The organism is Streptomyces typhae (assembly GCF_009755605.1).
In the GTDB taxonomy this organism is placed as follows: Bacteria; Actinomycetota; Actinomycetes; order Streptomycetales; family Streptomycetaceae; genus Streptomyces; species Streptomyces typhae.
The window spans coordinates 63,209-78,751 of the sequence record NZ_WPNZ01000009.1 but is presented as its reverse complement, the minus strand read 5'-3'; the positions used below and the strand labels follow the sequence as shown (position 1 = coordinate 78,751).

Sequence of the window (15,543 nt, the reverse complement as noted above, 5' to 3'; positions counted from 1 at the left end):
CGGGTTAGGTTCCTGGCCATGAGCCTCGACCTCGGCGATCTGCCCGCCCCGTACCTCAGCTTCTGGCGGGAGCGCCATGTGTGCACCCTGACGACGCCGCGCCCGAACGGCACCCCGCACGTGGTCCCGGTGGGGGTGACCTACGACCCGGAGGCCCGGGTGGCGCGGGTGCTCGCGAACCGGTTCAGCAGGAAGGTGGCGCACGTCCGCGCCGCCACCGAGCGGGAGGGCGGCACCGCGCGGGTCGCGGTCTGCCAGTTCGAGGGGCGGCACTGGGCGACCCTGGAGGGCGCGGCCGTGATCGCGGCTGAGCCCGAGCGGGTGGCGGAGGGCATGCGGCGGTACGAGGAGCGCTACGGGCGGGTGCCGTCACCGAACCCGGACCGGGTGGTCATCGAGATCCGGGTGGACCGGGCGCTGGGCAGCCGGTCGTTCAGGACGTGACCAGGAAACAGGACGTGACCAGGAAGTGGCCGCACACCACAGCGGCGCCACCGTGTTCAGGTCCACGGTGGCGCCGCTGCTGGGGGAAGCACCTGCGCGATTTACAACGACGGGGGAATCGCGTCAGGCGCTGCGGGGGGTGGCTGCGAGGGGATCTGCTGTGGCGGTCTGCCGGTCGATGGCCTGCTGGTCGGCGTCCCGCTTGCGCTTGTCGATGACCTGGTGGTCACGCTGGTCGAGGTTGACGAAGACCATGCCGTAGCGCACGGCGCACCGGACCGGCTGCGGGGCGCCTCGGGGGCGGCGCAGGCAGCGGTAGGCGCGGATGTCCTCGTCGTCGTCGCGGACGATGATGACGGGCTCTCCGACCAGGGTCACCATCAACGAGTCGCCGGAGTGGGGGATGGCGGTGGCGAGATCGATGAAGTGCCAGCCGGAGCGGTAGGCCGTGGCCATCTCCCGGCGGAAGGTACGGTCGTCAGGGGGCGTGCTCATGCCTCGTCACCTGCCGGCACCACACTCCAGGCGAGGTCGGGGGGCGCTGCCACGGTGCGGGTCGCGTCCGCTGGCGCGCTGTCCCAGGACAGATCAAGAGCGCTCACCGCTCCTACGACCAGCCCTGCGGAGAGGGCGGTGACAAGCACCGAGCGAAGCATGCTCTGAAACATGGTCGGCTTCGTCCTCACTTGGTAGTTTCCTCTCCCCCGGCACAACAAGACGATGTCTCAATCGAGCACGTCAAAGCCACAGGGTGGATGCATCATGTTCCTGCATGTTCAGGACCCTGGGGGGTGGAGATTTGCTTACAACCAACGCCAAACCGACACATCCTCACCCCGAGACGCCGCTTTGCGACGTCGGGGCGAGGTTGTACGCGAGCGCTCTGACCAATGGCCGGCTGCCTCGCTCCGAGGCCGAGAACACTCCCTGTCTGCTGGAGTCGGGACTTCTGCACCCGGATCCCGATGATGCGGACTGGTTGCGTCCCGTTCCGCCGTCCACGGCACTCGCACAACGTCTTCACCCCATCGAGCGCGAAATCCAGGATCGTCGCCGTCTCGCTGTGGAACTGACCAACGTCTTCGAGCCATTCATGGCCATCACGGCGCGTGCCGAACCCACCACCCACGCCATCACCGTCCTGGAGGGGGACGCGCACATCAACGCGGCCATCGAACGGGCCACCGCCGAGTGCCGCCACGAAGTGCTTACCGCCCAGCCAGGAGGCGGTCGCAGCGAGAACTCGCTCAACGTGGCGCTGAAGCGCGGGCAGACCGTTCTGGACCGCGGCATCACGATGCGCACCCTCTACCAGCACACCGTCCGGCACAGCCAGGGAACGCTGGCCTACGCGGCCCGGATGTCGCAGGGAAACGTGCAGATACGCACGCTGGAGGAGCTCATCGACCGCATCATGATCTTCGACCGCACGGTGGCACTCATTCCGGCCCGCGCGGACCGTAAGGACGCCCTGGAAATCCGCCATCCCGGTCTGGTCGAGTACCTTGCGAAGGTCTTCGAGGAACAATGGCAGCGTGCGACCCCGCTCCTGGAGGAGGTTCCGTACCCTCCCGCCACCAACGGGATCACCGGGGTCCAGCGCTCCATCGCCCGCCTCCTCATCGAAGGTCACGTGGACGAGGCCATCGCCCGGCGCCTCGGCATGAACGTCCGCACCTGCCGCGCCCACATCGCCAAAATCGCCGCCGCCCTGGGCAGCGGCAGCCGCGCCCAACTCGGCTACCTCATCGCCCAGTCCGGCATCCTCGAGCAGGACAAACAGAAATGACCACCGAACCCCGCCCTCACCCTCACGGACCCGACGAGTTGTGTGAGGCGGGTTCGGCCCTCTACGCCCGTGCCCTGCGCGAAGGCCGCGTACGGCACCAGGAGGCGGGCGACGCGCCCTGCCTCATCGACTTCGGCCTGCTGCACCCGGACATCGAGGACATGGCCTGGCTGCGCCCGACCGCGCCGGCCGTGGCCCTGCCCCAGCTCCTGCGCTCCATCGAGGACCACATCGCGCGCCACCGCGAACGCGAGGAGCGGCTCACGGCGCTCTTCGAGCCGCTGATGGCCCTGGACGCCCGGCAGACCTCGGGACCCGAACCACCGGAGATCATGGTCCTGGAGGGCTTCGAGCGGATCAACGTCGCGATCACCCAGGCCATGACCGACGCCCGGCACGAACTCCTCACCGTCCAGCCGGGCGGCGCCCGCTCCCCCGAGATCCTCGCCGACGCGCTCCCGCGCGAGCAGGAGTTCCTCTCCCGCGGCTGTCGCATGCGCACCCTGTACCAGCACACCACCCGCCACTCGCTGCCCGCCCAGGCCCATTACGAGCAACTGGACGGCGACGTAGAGGTCCGCACGCTCAACGAAGTAACCGAACGCATGGTCGTCCTGGACCACTCGGTGGCTTTCATCCCCGCGAGCAAGGACCGGACGGTGGCCCTCGAAGTACGCCAGCCTGCCATCGTCGACTACCTCATCACCACCTTCGAACGTCTGTGGCACCTGGCGACGCCGATGTTCCCGCACGCCGCCCAGCTCCCCGCCGAGAACGGCGTCACCACTCGTCAGCGGGCCATCGCCGAACTCCTCGTCGAAGGCCTCACCGACACCGAGATAGCCACCCGCCTCGGCATGAACGTGCGCACGGCACGCGAGCACATAGCGAAACTCGCCGCGATCCTCGGCAGCAACAGCCGCGCCCAACTCGGTTATCTCATTGGCCAGTCGGGGATTCTCGACCAGAATCACTAGCTGTCGGCACCTGGGGCGGGGGCTTCAGGAAGGTGCGGGGAGGAACAGCGACGTGAGGATGGAACACCGGTCGCACGACGCGGGGGAATTGTGCGAGGCGGGCAGACGGATTTACGTCCGCGCGCTGCGCGAAGGCCGGCTGCACGCCGAGGAGGCCCGCGCCGCGCCCTGCCTTTCCGACCTGGGGCTGCTGCACCCGGACAGCCAGGACGCCCGCTCCCTGCGGCCCACTCCGCCGGCCGTGGCGCTGCCCCGGCTGCTCGGCGCCATCGACACCCGCATCACCGCCCAGCGGCGCCGCGAGGCCCGGCTCGCCGACGTCTTTGCCCCGCTGATGGACCTGGACCGGCGCTGGACGTCCTCCTCCGGGGACAGCGCCGGCGCCACCGTCATCCACGGCCGCCTGCGCATCAACGCGGCCATCGACCACGTGGCGTCGAAGGCGCAGGTGGAGGCCCTGGCCATCCAGCCGGGCGGCAGCCGCTCCGTCGACGACCTGATGCGGGCCCTGCCGCGCACGCACGGCATCCTGTCCCGCGGCGGCCGCCTTCGCACCCTGTACCAGCACACCACCCGCCACTCCCCGCCCGCGCTCGCGCACTACCGCGACCTCGACGGCGACGTGGAGGTCCGCACCCTGAACGAACTGCCCGACCGGCTGCTCGTGTTCGACCGGCGAGTGGCTTTCCTGCCCGTCAACAAGGTGCGGGACACGGCCGTGGAAATCCGGCAGCAAGCCGTCGTCGACTATCTGGTGACGGTATTCGACCTGCTGTGGCGCCTCGCCGTCCCGATGTGGCCGACGCCCGCTCCGCAGCCCGCGTCGAACGGCATCACGCCCCGCCAGCGGGCGATTGCGGCCCTCCTCACGGACGGCCTGACCGACACGGAAATAGCCGCCCGACTCGGTATGAACGTGCGCACGGCACGCGTCCACATCGCGAAACTCTCCACTTTCCTGAACAGCAGCAGCCGGGCCCAACTCGGCTATCTCATCGGCAGGTCCGGAATCCTGGACCAGCCCGCCTGAGGACCCCCGCGGCGGCCCGCAGGACCTTCAGTGGTAGACGGCCCGCTGGAGCGGCAGCCCCACGGCCCGCAGGGCCTCGCGCACCACGCACTCCGCGTCGAAGCCGCCGGAGCCCAGGTGCAGGACGGCGGACTGCTCCCACCGCACGGACGAGGGACGGCCCATGCTGACCTGCCAGCAGGGCGCGAGCGGGGAGGGGCGGTCGTCGAGGGCGATGTTCAGGACCCGGACCACCGAGACCTTGGCGACGACCTGGAGGGGGAAGTCACCGGCGAGGAGCTGCCGGTCCACGACCCAGGTCACCGGGTAGCCGCGGCCGTTGAGATCGTCGGCCATGGCGTGCACGACGGGGGCGAACCGCGCGGCCGCGAGGGCCGGGCCGGCGTCCGGGGGGAGCGCCTGAGCAGCGTCCCCGACGGTCATCACCTCGGCTTCCTCCTCCATGCCGTCACGCCCGTTCCCCTCCCGCCCCTCAGGGCGTGGCGCCCGGGGATTTCCCGGAGTCGCCGTGCTGCCGCGACTCGTCGACCGTGCCCGCCCCGGCCTCGGGCAGGGGGTCGAAGAGCAGGACGACGTGGCGCGCCCCGCGCGCGCTCGCCGGTTCCGAGACGACCATCGTGATCTGCCCCGGGCCCTTCCTGGGGTGGAACAGCGGTCTGACGTCGCCGTCGGGGTGGATGTACACCTCGGTGTTCCGCTCGTATATCGGGCCCGTGTACTTGTCCTTGAGCACGTCCCTGTGCAGCCGGCCGAGGGAGGCGTTCTCCGGGTGCTGGATGTGCGCGAGCCTGATCTGGTTGAGGATTCCGGGGGCCCAGCGGGTCTCCCAGTCGGTGAGGATGTGGTCCCGCGCCTCGTCGGCGAGGGCCATCCAGCGCATCGTGTTCTCCGGCGGTGTGCCGTCCTCGAAGATGTCGGCGAAGGGCTGGTTGTACGCGACGAGGTCCCACTGGACGTTGCTGACGTACGCGATCTCGCGCTGGCCGTCGACGGCCCGCTGCCAGGCGCCCGCGGCGGGCATCGTGACACCGCCGTTCGGGTCCAGCGGGTGCGGCGGGCGCTGTCCCAGGGAGAGCAGATACACCTGCGTGAACTCGTCCTCGGTCATCCTCAGGAGTTGGCCGACCTGGCGCAGATAGTCGTCCCGCGGGGACATCTTGCCGCTCTCGAAGCGGTGGTAGGTCCCCACCGCGCGGTTCATCAGGATGTCCATGTCGGGCTGGGCGAGTCCGGCGACGCGCGGTCCCGGGCGTCCGGTGGGCTTCGGGGTCAGTCCCACTTCCGCGGGCATGATTCTGGAGCGTAGTTCTTTGAGTATGCGCCGCAGCGCGTCCTCGTCCACCGCGATTCCCCCCTTCCCCGTCCGCATGACTGGCGTGCCGCGCCCACGGTGACTGCACCATAAACCCAAAAGAGTCGACGACCAACAGATCGTGATCGGCCGTCGGCTCACGGGGGTCGGCGGCCGGTCGCGGGCCGGGGAAGGAGGCGTGGCGTCAGGCGCCGGAGGGCACCTGCGCCCGCGCGTGGGCCCAGCGGGCCGCGTGCCCGGCGAGTTCGGCCATGCCCAGGGCGTTTCCGGTGCCGCCGAGGTGGTGGTACTCGATGAACGTCAGCATGACCACGCGTTCCGGGGCGCCCAGGTGCGGGTGGAAACCCGCCGCGAGGATCTCGTCGGCCGCCTCGTACGCGTCGAGTCCCTTGCCGTGCCGGTCCGCGATCTCGCCCTCCAGGTCCCGGAGGTAGCCGATGTAGGCGCGGACGCCGTCCTGCCCGATCAGTTCGCCGTGTCCGGGGACGATCCACTGCGGGTCGAGCGCGAGCACGGTCTCGCAGGCCCGCACCACCTCGGCGAGCGGGCCCTCCCAGTGCGCGGGGTGGTCGCCGGAGAAGATGACGTCGCCCGCGGCCACCACGCCGTGCTGCGGCAGGTGCGCGATCAGGTCGCCGGAGGTGTGGGCGGGCCCCACCTCGATCAGGCGCACCTCGGTGTCGCCCACCAGGAAGTCGTGGCTGCCGCTGAAGGTGAGGGTGGGGGGTACGACGGTGATGCCGGTGTAGTCGTAGGCGCCGAAGCGGTCGCGCGCGTACCAGCCGAGCGGCTCGTCCGGGTCGCTCGCGTGCACCAGGTACTGCATCTCCTGGGGCGAGATCTCACCGCAGCGGTGGCGTTCCAGGCTGGCGTCGGTGCTGATGATCTCCGCGCCCGGGAAGAAGCCGTTGCCGAAGCAGTGGTCCCCGTTGGCGTGGGTGTTGACGACGGTACGGACCCCGGCCCCTTCGGGCAGGACGCGGTCAGCCGCCGCGATGAGCGCCCTGGTCATGCGCTCGTCGTACGGCGTGTCGATGAGCGCGGCCGCTGTTCCGGAGGTGACGAGCAGGCAGTTGGCCAGGCCCCAGGAGCCCGCGGCGCCGCGGGGCGCCCACAAGTACAGGCTGTCGTCGGCAAGGACGGTGAGGTCGACAGGAAGGTCCATGGACGTCATCTTCGTCGACACACGGGCCGCGTCCAGGTGTGTCGAAGCCCACAGCGTGGGCACTCGGCCACCCTGGCCCCACATCCGTTTAACTTTGAATAATTGGGCGACCATCGCAAGCGATAACCCCGCCATTGAAAAACGGTTGTCCCGTTGACAAGGATGACGACACGTGTGACGTCCGTCATTCGCGCCCACACCCCAGACCGAGCAGGGGGAAGCCTGTGCAGGACGCAGCGGCGCGGGCGGTGGTGCCCGCCCCGGTCGCGGCCGAGCGCGCCACCCGGCTCCGGATGGCGGCCCCCGCACACGGCGGCGGCCCCTCCGAACGCCGGCATGTGCCGCACGAGCCCGAGGAGTTGTGCGAGGCAGGCCGTGCGCTGTACGCGCGTGCCCTGCGCGAGTGCAGGCTGCGCGGCGACGCCGTCGCCGACGCGCCCTGCCTCCTGGACTCCGGGCTGCTGCACCCGGACGCCGACGACCCGGACTGGCTCCTGCCCACCCCGCCCCTGGTGGCCCTCCCCCGGCTCCTCGCGGGCATCGAGGCACGCGTGGCCCGGCAGCGCGGCCGCGCCTCCCGGCTGGCCTCCGCCTTCGAACCCTTCCTCCAGCTCGCCCCCGCCGCGGTGCCCGACACCACGGCGTCCCCCGTCACGGTGCTCAAGGGGACGACCCGCATCAGACGCGCCGTCCACCAGGCCCTCGCGGACGCCTCGCACGAAGTGCTCGGCATCCATCCGGGCGACCCGGACCGGCCGCAGATGCTGCCCCACAACGAGCCCTGGCGCATGGCCGACTTCGGCGAACGCGGCGGCCGGCTGCGCACGCTGTCCCGTCCCGAGTCCGCCTTCGACTCGCTGCCCTCGCGCGCCCACCCCGGGCGGCCCGTCCTCTCCTGCGAGGTCCGCACCCTCGACGAACTCCCGCCCTGCCTGCTCATCTTCGACCGCGCCATCGCCTTCATCCCGGCCGTCGACGACGGCGGCATCGTCTTCGAGCTGCGCTCCCCGGCCCTGGTCGGCTATCTCGCCACGGCCTTCGACATCATGTGGCGCCTGGCCACGCCCCTGTTCCGCGACGACACACCGAGGCCGCCGGTCCACGCGGTCAGCCAGGTCCAGCGCGTCATCGCCCGGATGCTCACGGAGGGCCACACCGACGCGGAGATCGCGCACCGCCTGGACATGAACGTACGCACCGTCCGGCTGCACGTCGCCAAGCTCGCGAGCCTGCTCGGCAGCAGCAGCCGCACCCAACTCGGCTTCCTCATCGGCCGCTCGGGGCTCCTCGACCGACACGCCTAGCCGGACGGCGCGCGCCTTGATCCCCCCTGGAGGTGGCACGGCTATGCCCGTGGAGCGGAGACCGTACGAACCGCATAGCTTGTACGACCCTTACGACTCGACGGAGCACACACGGGACGAGGCGAGCGGGCCCGGCGGCGCCCGGCACCGGCCGCACGGCACCGCCTCCCTGTGCGCGCCCGGCTCGGCCCTGTACGCCCGTGCCCTGCGCAGGGGCCGCGTGCACAGCCGGGAGGCCGAACCGGTGCCGTGCCTGGTGGACTTCGGGCTTCTGCACCCGGACGCCGACGACCTCCAGTGGCTGCTGCCGAGCGAGCCCACCGGGGCGCTGCTGCGGCTGCTGCGCGGCATCGAGGAGGAGATCACCCACGAACGCCGCCGCGAATCGACCCTGACGTCGACGTTCACCCCCCTGCTCACCCCCACCACGCCCTACCCCACCCCCGGCCCAGACGCGGAGCGCCCCACGGCCCCCCTGGCCCTGCCGGTGCCGGTGCCGGCAGCCGTACCGGCACCGGCACCCCCGTACCCGCCAAAGGCCCAGGGGCCGGCGAAAATCACGAGACTGACCGGACACCACCGCATAACCGCCGCCCTCGACGACGCCGTGTCCCGCTGTGCGTGGGAGGTGCTCACCATCCAGCCGGGCGGCTTCCGGCCCGTCTCGGATCTGGGCACGGCGCCCCCGAGGGAACAGGTCCTGCTGTCACGGGGCTGCCGGATGCGCACTCTCTACCAGCACACCACCCGGCACGCCCTGCCGGTGATCGCACACGTCGAGCGGCTTGTGGGCGACGTCGAGGTGCGCACCCTGAGCGAGGTGCCGGAGCACCTGGTGGTGTTCGACCGCTCGGTCGCCTTCGTGCCGGCCGCCCCGGACTTCTCCGCGGCCCTGGAGATCCGCTCCCCGGCCCTCGTCGGCCACCTCACCGCGCTCTTCGACCGCCTGTGGCGCCTCGCCACCCCGATGTACCCGCACCCGGCCGCACCCCAGCCCGCCAAGGACGGGGTGACCGCCCGGCAGCGGACCATCGCGGAACTCCTCGTCGAGGGCCACACGGACGCGGGCATCGCCGACCGGCTCGGCATGAACGTGCGCACCGTACGGGTCCACATAGCGAAGCTCGCCCGGACCCTGGGCAGTACCGGCCGCACCCAACTGGGCTACCTCATCAGCCGCTCCGGCATCCTCGGCCCCCACTGCACGCAGTGAATCACCTACGTCCGGAAATGGGACCACTTGCGCCCACCCCCGCCCGTTGCACAGCAACAAGATGACGGTGGCGGAGCGTGCGCGGGCGTTGCATCGTAGTGACAGCGGCAAGGAACGGCCAGTCCCTCGAGGAACTGGAACCGGCCCGGTCCCGGCCGCGAAGTGGCTCTGTTGTGGTCTCCCCCCGCAGAGCCGCGCTTCCCTAAGGGTCGCCCCGGTTCGGCTACGTCCCGTGGCCGGCCGGGGCGCTCACGGCCACGGGGGGCGTGAGCGCTCCGGCAGAACCGCGGGCGGCCCGCCCGGCGCCGCACGGCGGACGCCGCGGGCGTCTCAGGCGCGCGCCGCGTTCTCGTCGGCCCACTCCCGCAGCAGCCGCTCCCGCTCGTCCCTGCGGGGCGTGCCGCCCTCGTGCGCGCGGCCCCACGCGGCCATCGCGGCCAGTGTCGTCAGGAGCGTGGCGGCGCCCTCGGTGAGCCGGGAGAGCAGGGCCCGGGACAGGTCGTACTCGGTCTGGCTGTAGCCGGTGGCCGCGGCGACGTACGCCGTCAGCTCGATCTCCTCCTCCGGCGTCCCCACGCACACCGTCATCGTCGGCGCCTCCTCACCGCCGCCGAGGCCCGCCGTCAGCGCCATGTCGACGACCGCGCCCACCCGCCGCTTCAGGGACTTCACGGGCACGTCCTCGACGGTCAGGCTGCGCACGTCGTCCCAGAGCCACAGGCCGGTCTGCCCGTGGCCGAGGCCCGTGACGCCCTCCGTCGTCAGCCGCACCCCGGGGGCCAGGCCCGACGGCTTGGAGCCCACATACACATCGCCCTCGGCGATCCAGAAAAGTCCCACCATGGCCATGGATGTCCCCCGGTCCCTCATCACGCAGCGTCTCGCTCCGCTCAACTATAAGGAGCCCGGGGAGGCCGCCTCCGTTCCCCCGAAGGGCACCGGTTAAGCTCCGTTGCCCCCACGGCACGTCCCTCCCCCCACGTCTGCATCCCGCTTCTCCCGTGCAACGGAAGGGAAATCCAGTCGTGTTCCAGCAGCACAGCCCCGAATCCGCGCCCCGGCGCAACCGCAAAGCCTGGCTCGTCCCGGCCGCCGCCGCGGCAGCCGTCGTCGCCGCCGCGGGGCTCACCACCACCCTCGGCTCCCCGGCCACCGCCTCCTCCACGGGCGCCGCCGCGGCGGCGCCCAAGGCTCCCGCGAAGTTCACGGCCAAGTCCGGCCGGGACGCCAACTCCCTGTCGTGGTCGGCGTCCACGGGCGCACGGAAGTACGAGGTGTACCGGGCCGCGGCGGAGGGCGGCTCGTACTCCCGTATCAGCACGGTCGCGTCGACCAAGTACACCGACAGCAAGGCCGTGCCCGACGTGGCGTACGCCTACAAGGTGCGGGCCGTGCGCACGTCCTCGGAGGTCTCGCCGTACTCCTCCGTCGCCCGCGCGACCCGCGACACCCTCGCCCCGCTGCCTCCTCTGGACCTCACCGCCCGCAAGGGTGAGGGGCCGGGCATACCCCTGGTCTGGCGGAGCGGCGGCTCGGACGCCGTGTCGTACACGATCTACCGGACCACGTCGCCCACCCAGCCGTCGACGAAGCTGGGCACCACGACCGCGACGTCGTTCCGCGACCTCGGGCAGCTGGAGGAGGACCGGCCGTACATCTACTACGTGACCGGTACCGACGCCGCAGGGAACGTGTCCGAGGCCTCGCAGTGGGAGACCGTGAACTAGTCGCACGACACAGGGCCGGGAACTCCCTCGCGGGAGTTCCCGGCCCTGTCGTCACCTGCCTCAGGAGCGCGCGAAGCGCCGCTCACGCCTCCGGCGACCTCTTGGGACGCCACACCACGAGCGCGCTCGCCTGCTGGACGTCCTGGTAGGGCACCAGGTCCCTGCGGTACGAGGCGTGCACCGCGGCCTCGCGCTGCTGCATCGCCGCGGCGGCGCCCTCGACGGCCGACGTCAGCTCGGCCACCCGGGCCTTGAGCGCCGCGACCTGGTTCTCCAGCTCGATGATGCGCTTGATGCCCGCGAGGTTGATGCCTTCGTCCTGGGAGAGCTGCTGCACCGTGCGGAGCAGTTCGATGTCACGGGCGGAGTACCGCCGGCCCCGGCCCGCGGTGCGGTCGGGGGACACCAGGCCCAGGCGGTCGTACTGCCTCAGGGTCTGCGGATGCAGGCCGGAGAGCTGGGCCGCCACCGAGATGACGTACACCGGGGTCTCGTCCGTCAGTTGATACGGGTTGCGTCGGCGGCCGTCCCGCTCCATGAGGTCACGCTCCCTTCGCGGCCTTGAACAGTTCTGCCCGCGGATCGGTGTCCGCAGTCGCGTCGCGGTACGCCTCCAGGGCCTCCTGCGCGGCGGACGACAGCGTGGTCGGCACCGCCACCTCCACCGTCACGAGCAGATCGCCGCGGGTGCCGTCCTTACGGACCGCGCCCTTGCCGCGGGCCCGCATCGTGCGCCCGTTGGGGGTGCCCGGGGGCAGCTTCAGGGTGACGGGCGGGCCGCCCAGGGTGGGGACCCTGACCTCGCCGCCGAGCGCCGCTTCCGCGTACGTCACCGGCACGGTCACCGTCAGGTTGTCGCCCTTGCGGCCGAAGACCGGGTGGGCGTCGACGTGCACGACCACATACAGGTCGCCCGCCGGGCCGCCCCGCTCACCGGGTCCGCCCTTGCCGCGCAGCCGGATCCGCTGGCCGTCGGAGACGCCCGCGGGGATGCGCACCTGCATCGTGCGCGAGGACTTCGCGCGGCCCGAGCCCTTGCACACCTCGCAGGGGTCCTGCGCGATGAGGCCGCGGCCCTTGCAGTCCACGCAGGGGTCGGTCAGCGAGAAGCCGCCGCCACCGCCGCGCGAGACCTGTCCGGTGCCCACGCACGTCGGGCAGACGCGCGGGGAGCCGTTCTTGTCGCCGGTGCCCGAGCACGCCTTGCACGGGGCCTGGGAGGACATGCGCAGCGGGACCGTCGCGCCGTCCACCGCCTCCGTGAAGCTCAGGGTGACCTCGGACTCGACGTCCTGGCCGCGCCGTGGCTGGGTGCGCCCGCCGGCGGTCGCGCCGCCGCGGTTGAACAGGCCCCCGAAGACGTCACCGAGGCCGCCCCCGAAGCCGCCCGCGCCGGCCGAACCCCCGCCCGGGGCGCCGCCTCCGAAGAGGTCGCCCAGGTCGAAGTTGAACGATCCGCCGCCGGCGCCTCCCGGGCCCGGCCTGAAACCGCCGTTGCCGAAGAGCGCGCGGGCCTCGTCGTACTCCTTGCGCTTCTTCGGGTCGCCGAGGACGTCGTTCGCCTCGGAGATCTCCTTGAAGCGCTCCTCGGCCTTGACGTTGCCCTTGTTGGCGTCCGGGTGGTTCTCGCGGGCGAGCTTCCGGTACGCCTTCTTGATCTCGGCTTCGGTGGCGTCCTTGGGGACGCCGAGGACCTTGTAGTAGTCCTTCTCGATGAAGTCCTTGGTGCTCATCCCCGACGCCCCTCCTTCCTTGTCATCCGGCGGGCACCGGCGCCGAGGTCGCCCTCGGCGCCGGAGCCGCCGTCCGTCTCGGCGTCAGCCCTCGTCCGGGCCACCGCTCTCCTTGCCGTCCTGCACGTCCTTGCCGCCGGTGCCCTCCGACGCGGTCTCGTCCTTGGCCGCGGCCTCCGCGGGCTTGCTCTCGCCGCCCTCGGACTCCTCGGACTTCACCGTCTGCGCGCCGGGCTGCGGCTCGGCGACCGCGACCCGCGCGGGACGCACGACCCGCTCGCCGATGCGATACCCCGGCTGGAGAATCGCGACGCACGTCGTCTCCGTGACGTCCGGCGCATAGCTGTGCATCAGCGCTTCGTGGATCGTCGGGTCGAAGGGCTCGCCCTCCTTGCCGAACTGCTGGAGGCCCATCTTGGCGACGACGGTCTCCAGCGACTCGGCGACCGACTTGAAGCCGCCGACCAGCTCGCCGTGCTCCCGCGCGCGGCCGACGTCGTCGAGCGTGGGCAGCAGCTCGGTCAGGAGGTTCGCCGCGGCGATCTCCTTCACCGTCACCTTGTCGCGCTCGACGCGCCGCCGGTAGTTCTGGTACTCGGCCTGCAGCCGCTGGAGGTCTGCGGTGCGCTCGTTGAGCGCGGTGCGGACCTGGTCCAGCTGGGCGGTCAGGCCCGCTGCCTGGCTTGCGTCCCCGGCCGGGGCCGCCGGGCCCTCCTCGGTGGAGGGCCCGTCGGCCTGCGCCGCCTTCTCGTCAGGGGTGGCGCCGGCGGAGGGGACGTCCGGCTGCTCGGCGCCCTCGCCGAAACCCGGGGTCTCCTCCGTCATCAGGCAGCGCCGCCCTTCGCGTCACCGGGCTTCTCGTCGTCGACGATCTCGGCGTCGACGACGTCGTCGTCCTTGGACATGTTCGGGGCCTCGGCGCCGGGAGCGGCACCTTCGGCACCGGGGGCGCCCTGCGCGGCCTGGGCGTCGGCGTACATGGCCTGGCCCAGCTTCTGGGAGACGGCCGCGACCTTCTCCGTGGCCGTGCGGATCTCCGCGGTGTCCTCGCCCTTGAGCTTCTCCTTCAGCTCGCCGACGGCGGTCTCGACCTCGGTCCTGACGTCACCGGGGACCTTGTCCTCGTTGTCCTTGAGGAACTTCTCGGTCTGGTAGACGAGCTGCTCGCCCTGGTTGCGGGACTCGGCGGCCTCGCGGCGGGCGTGGTCCTCGTCCGCGTACTTCTCGGCCTCTTCGCGCATCCGGTTGACCTCGTCCTTCGGCAGCGAGGAGCCACCGGTGACGGTCATCTTCTGCTCCTTGCCCGTGCCGAGGTCCTTCGCGGTCACGTGCATGATGCCGTTGGCGTCGATGTCGAAGGAGACCTCGATCTGCGGGACGCCGCGGGGCGCCGGGGGCAGACCGGTCAGCTCGAACATGCCGAGCTTCTTGTTGTACGCCGCGATCTCGCGCTCGCCCTGGTAGACCTGGATCTGCACGGAGGGCTGGTTGTCCTCGGCGGTGGTGAAGATCTCCGAGCGCTTCGTCGGGATCGTCGTGTTCCGCTCGATCAGCTTGGTCATGATGCCGCCCTTGGTCTCGATGCCGAGGGACAGCGGGGTCACGTCGAGGAGCAGGACGTCCTTGACCTCACCCTTGAGGACACCGGCCTGGAGCGAGGCGCCGATGGCGACGACCTCGTCCGGGTTCACACCCTTGTTGGCCTCCTTGCCGCCGGTCAGCTCCTTGACGAGCTCGGCGACGGCCGGCATACGGGTGGAGCCACCGACGAGAACGACGTGGTCGATCTCGGAGAGGGCGATGCCCGCGTCCTTGATGACGTTGTGGAACGGCGTCTTGCAGCGCTCCAGGAGGTCGGACGTGAGCTGCTGGAACTGGGCGCGCGTGAGCTTCTCGTCCAGGTGCAGCGGGCCCTCGGCGGAGGCCGTGATGTAGGGCAGGTTGATCGTGGTCTCGGTCGAGGACGAGAGCTCGATCTTCGCCTTCTCGGCGGCCTCGCGCAGGCGCTGGAGCGCCATCTTGTCCTTGGAGAGGTCCACGCCGTGGCCGTTGTTGAACTGCTTGACCAGGTAGTCGACGACGCGCTGGTCCCAGTCGTCACCACCGAGGTGGTTGTCGCCGTTGGTGGCCTTCACCTCGACGACGCCGTCGCCGATCTCCAGGAGCGAGACGTCGAAGGTGCCGCCACCGAGGTCGAAGACGAGGATCGTCTGGTCGTCCTTGTCGAGGCCGTAGGCCAGGGCGGCCGCGGTCGGCTCGTTGACGATGCGCAGGACGTTCAGGCCCGCGATCTCGCCGGCCTCCTTGGTGGCCTGGCGCTCGGAGTCGTTGAAGTACGCCGGGACGGTGATGACGGCGTCCGCGACCTTCTCGCCCAGGTACGACTCGGCGTCGCGCTTCAGCTTCTGCAGGATGAAGGCGCTGATCTGCTGGGGGTTGAAGTTCTTGTCGTCGATGTCCACCTTCCAGTCAGTGCCCATGTGGCGCTTGACCGAGCGGATGGTCCTGTCGACGTTGGTGACCGCCTGGCGCTTGGCGACCTCGCCGACCAGCACCTCACCGTTCTTCGCGAAGGCGACGACGGACGGCGTGGTCCTGGCACCCTCGGCGTTGGTGATGACGGTGGGCTCGCCGCCCTCCAGAACGCTGACGACGGAGTTAGTCGTGCCCAGGTCGATGCCGACCGCACGTGCCATTTCAATGCCTCCAGATAACTTCTTGAGTGGATCTGACTCAAGGGTGCCTCACCCGTCCCGCCGAGTCAACAGAGCTGAGTCGCCTCGACTCAACTCTTATCCGCTCCTTACGCGCAACCAAGCGCTTCGGCGGGGGAGACGCAGCGGTACGGG

General features: G+C 70.9%; 16 protein-coding genes. 7 read left to right on the top strand and 9 right to left on the bottom strand.

The window, feature by feature from the left end; translation table 11 throughout:
* The first annotated feature begins 18 nt into the window (after positions 1–18).
* Entirely contained in the window at positions 19–444 is a 426-nt protein-coding gene (locus tag GPA10_RS17640) for a pyridoxamine 5'-phosphate oxidase family protein (protein WP_157166370.1), read from the top strand.
* Positions 445–567: 123 nt separating this feature from the next.
* Here the strand turns inward: GPA10_RS17640 and GPA10_RS17635 are convergent, their stop codons facing one another.
* Positions 568–939 (bottom strand): Rieske (2Fe-2S) protein, encoded by a 372-nt coding sequence (locus GPA10_RS17635; RefSeq protein ID WP_246259349.1) that lies wholly within the window; start codon positions 937–939, stop codon positions 568–570.
* Between the two features lie 277 nt (positions 940–1,216).
* On the opposite strand from GPA10_RS17635, the gene GPA10_RS17630 reads away from it, so the two are divergent.
* Genes GPA10_RS17630 through GPA10_RS17620 form a run of 3 tightly spaced genes read left to right on the top strand, consistent with a single transcriptional unit; the run spans position 1,217 to position 4,240 of the window.
* Complete coding sequence (locus GPA10_RS17630; protein WP_198351632.1) at positions 1,217–2,233, top strand: helix-turn-helix transcriptional regulator; 1,017 nt, start codon at positions 1,217–1,219, stop codon at positions 2,231–2,233.
* Positions 2,230–3,210, top strand: coding sequence for a helix-turn-helix transcriptional regulator (locus GPA10_RS17625; protein ID WP_058852422.1), 981 nt, complete (start codon positions 2,230–2,232; stop codon positions 3,208–3,210). Before GPA10_RS17630 ends, GPA10_RS17625 begins: the two co-directional genes overlap by 4 nt.
* A 58-nt stretch (positions 3,211–3,268) precedes the next feature.
* Positions 3,269–4,240, top strand: a complete 972-nt coding sequence (locus GPA10_RS17620) for a helix-turn-helix transcriptional regulator (RefSeq protein WP_157166512.1) — start codon at positions 3,269–3,271, stop codon at positions 4,238–4,240.
* 27 nt (positions 4,241–4,267) lie between these two features.
* On the opposite strand, the gene GPA10_RS17615 is transcribed toward GPA10_RS17620, so the two are convergent.
* The 3 genes from GPA10_RS17615 to GPA10_RS17605 all read right to left on the bottom strand — a co-directional run bounded on the left by GPA10_RS17615 (position 4,268) and on the right by GPA10_RS17605 (position 6,717).
* Positions 4,268–4,684, bottom strand: a complete 417-nt coding sequence (locus GPA10_RS17615; protein WP_058852424.1) for a hypothetical protein — start codon at positions 4,682–4,684, stop codon at positions 4,268–4,270.
* A gap of 28 nt (positions 4,685–4,712) precedes the next feature.
* Complete coding sequence (locus GPA10_RS17610; protein WP_157166369.1) at positions 4,713–5,531, bottom strand: MmyB family transcriptional regulator; 819 nt, start codon at positions 5,529–5,531, stop codon at positions 4,713–4,715.
* 205 nt (positions 5,532–5,736) lie between these two features.
* Positions 5,737–6,717 (bottom strand): MBL fold metallo-hydrolase, encoded by a 981-nt coding sequence (locus GPA10_RS17605; protein ID WP_157166368.1) that lies wholly within the window; start codon positions 6,715–6,717, stop codon positions 5,737–5,739.
* Positions 6,718–6,941: 224 nt separating this feature from the next.
* Between GPA10_RS17605 and GPA10_RS17600 the strand changes: the two genes are divergently transcribed.
* Positions 6,942–8,021 carry a helix-turn-helix transcriptional regulator gene (locus GPA10_RS17600; protein WP_343041021.1) on the top strand — a complete coding sequence of 360 codons (1,080 nt, stop codon included), beginning with the start codon at positions 6,942–6,944 and terminating at the stop codon, positions 8,019–8,021.
* A gap of 79 nt (positions 8,022–8,100) precedes the next feature.
* Entirely contained in the window at positions 8,101–9,234 is a 1,134-nt protein-coding gene (locus tag GPA10_RS17595) for a helix-turn-helix transcriptional regulator (RefSeq protein WP_246259346.1), read from the top strand.
* A gap of 330 nt (positions 9,235–9,564) precedes the next feature.
* Here the strand turns inward: GPA10_RS17595 and GPA10_RS17590 are convergent, their stop codons facing one another.
* Entirely contained in the window at positions 9,565–10,083 is a 519-nt protein-coding gene (locus GPA10_RS17590; protein WP_157166366.1) for a hypothetical protein, read from the bottom strand.
* 176 nt (positions 10,084–10,259) lie between these two features.
* On the opposite strand from GPA10_RS17590, the gene GPA10_RS17585 reads away from it, so the two are divergent.
* A complete protein-coding gene (locus GPA10_RS17585; protein WP_157166365.1) occupies positions 10,260–10,961 on the top strand; it encodes a fibronectin type III domain-containing protein in 702 nt (233 codons plus the stop codon).
* Between the two features lie 82 nt (positions 10,962–11,043).
* Here GPA10_RS17585 and GPA10_RS17580 read toward each other — a convergent pair whose 3' ends face one another.
* The 4 genes from GPA10_RS17580 to dnaK form a co-directional block, all read right to left on the bottom strand.
* The gene (locus GPA10_RS17580; protein ID WP_058852430.1) at positions 11,044–11,499 is read right to left on the bottom strand and encodes a heat shock protein transcriptional repressor HspR; all 456 of its coding nucleotides are present in this window, start codon (positions 11,497–11,499) and stop codon (positions 11,044–11,046) included.
* A 4-nt stretch (positions 11,500–11,503) separates the two neighbouring features.
* Complete coding sequence (dnaJ, locus tag GPA10_RS17575) at positions 11,504–12,694, bottom strand: molecular chaperone DnaJ (protein ID WP_058852431.1); 1,191 nt, start codon at positions 12,692–12,694, stop codon at positions 11,504–11,506.
* An 84-nt stretch (positions 12,695–12,778) separates the two neighbouring features.
* A complete protein-coding gene (gene grpE / locus GPA10_RS17570; RefSeq protein ID WP_157166364.1) occupies positions 12,779–13,519 on the bottom strand; it encodes a nucleotide exchange factor GrpE in 741 nt (246 codons plus the stop codon).
* The gene (dnaK, locus tag GPA10_RS17565; RefSeq protein WP_058852433.1) at positions 13,519–15,390 is read right to left on the bottom strand and encodes a molecular chaperone DnaK; all 1,872 of its coding nucleotides are present in this window, start codon (positions 15,388–15,390) and stop codon (positions 13,519–13,521) included. Before dnaK ends, grpE begins: the two co-directional genes overlap by 1 nt.
* Positions 15,391–15,543: the final 153 nt, after the last annotated feature.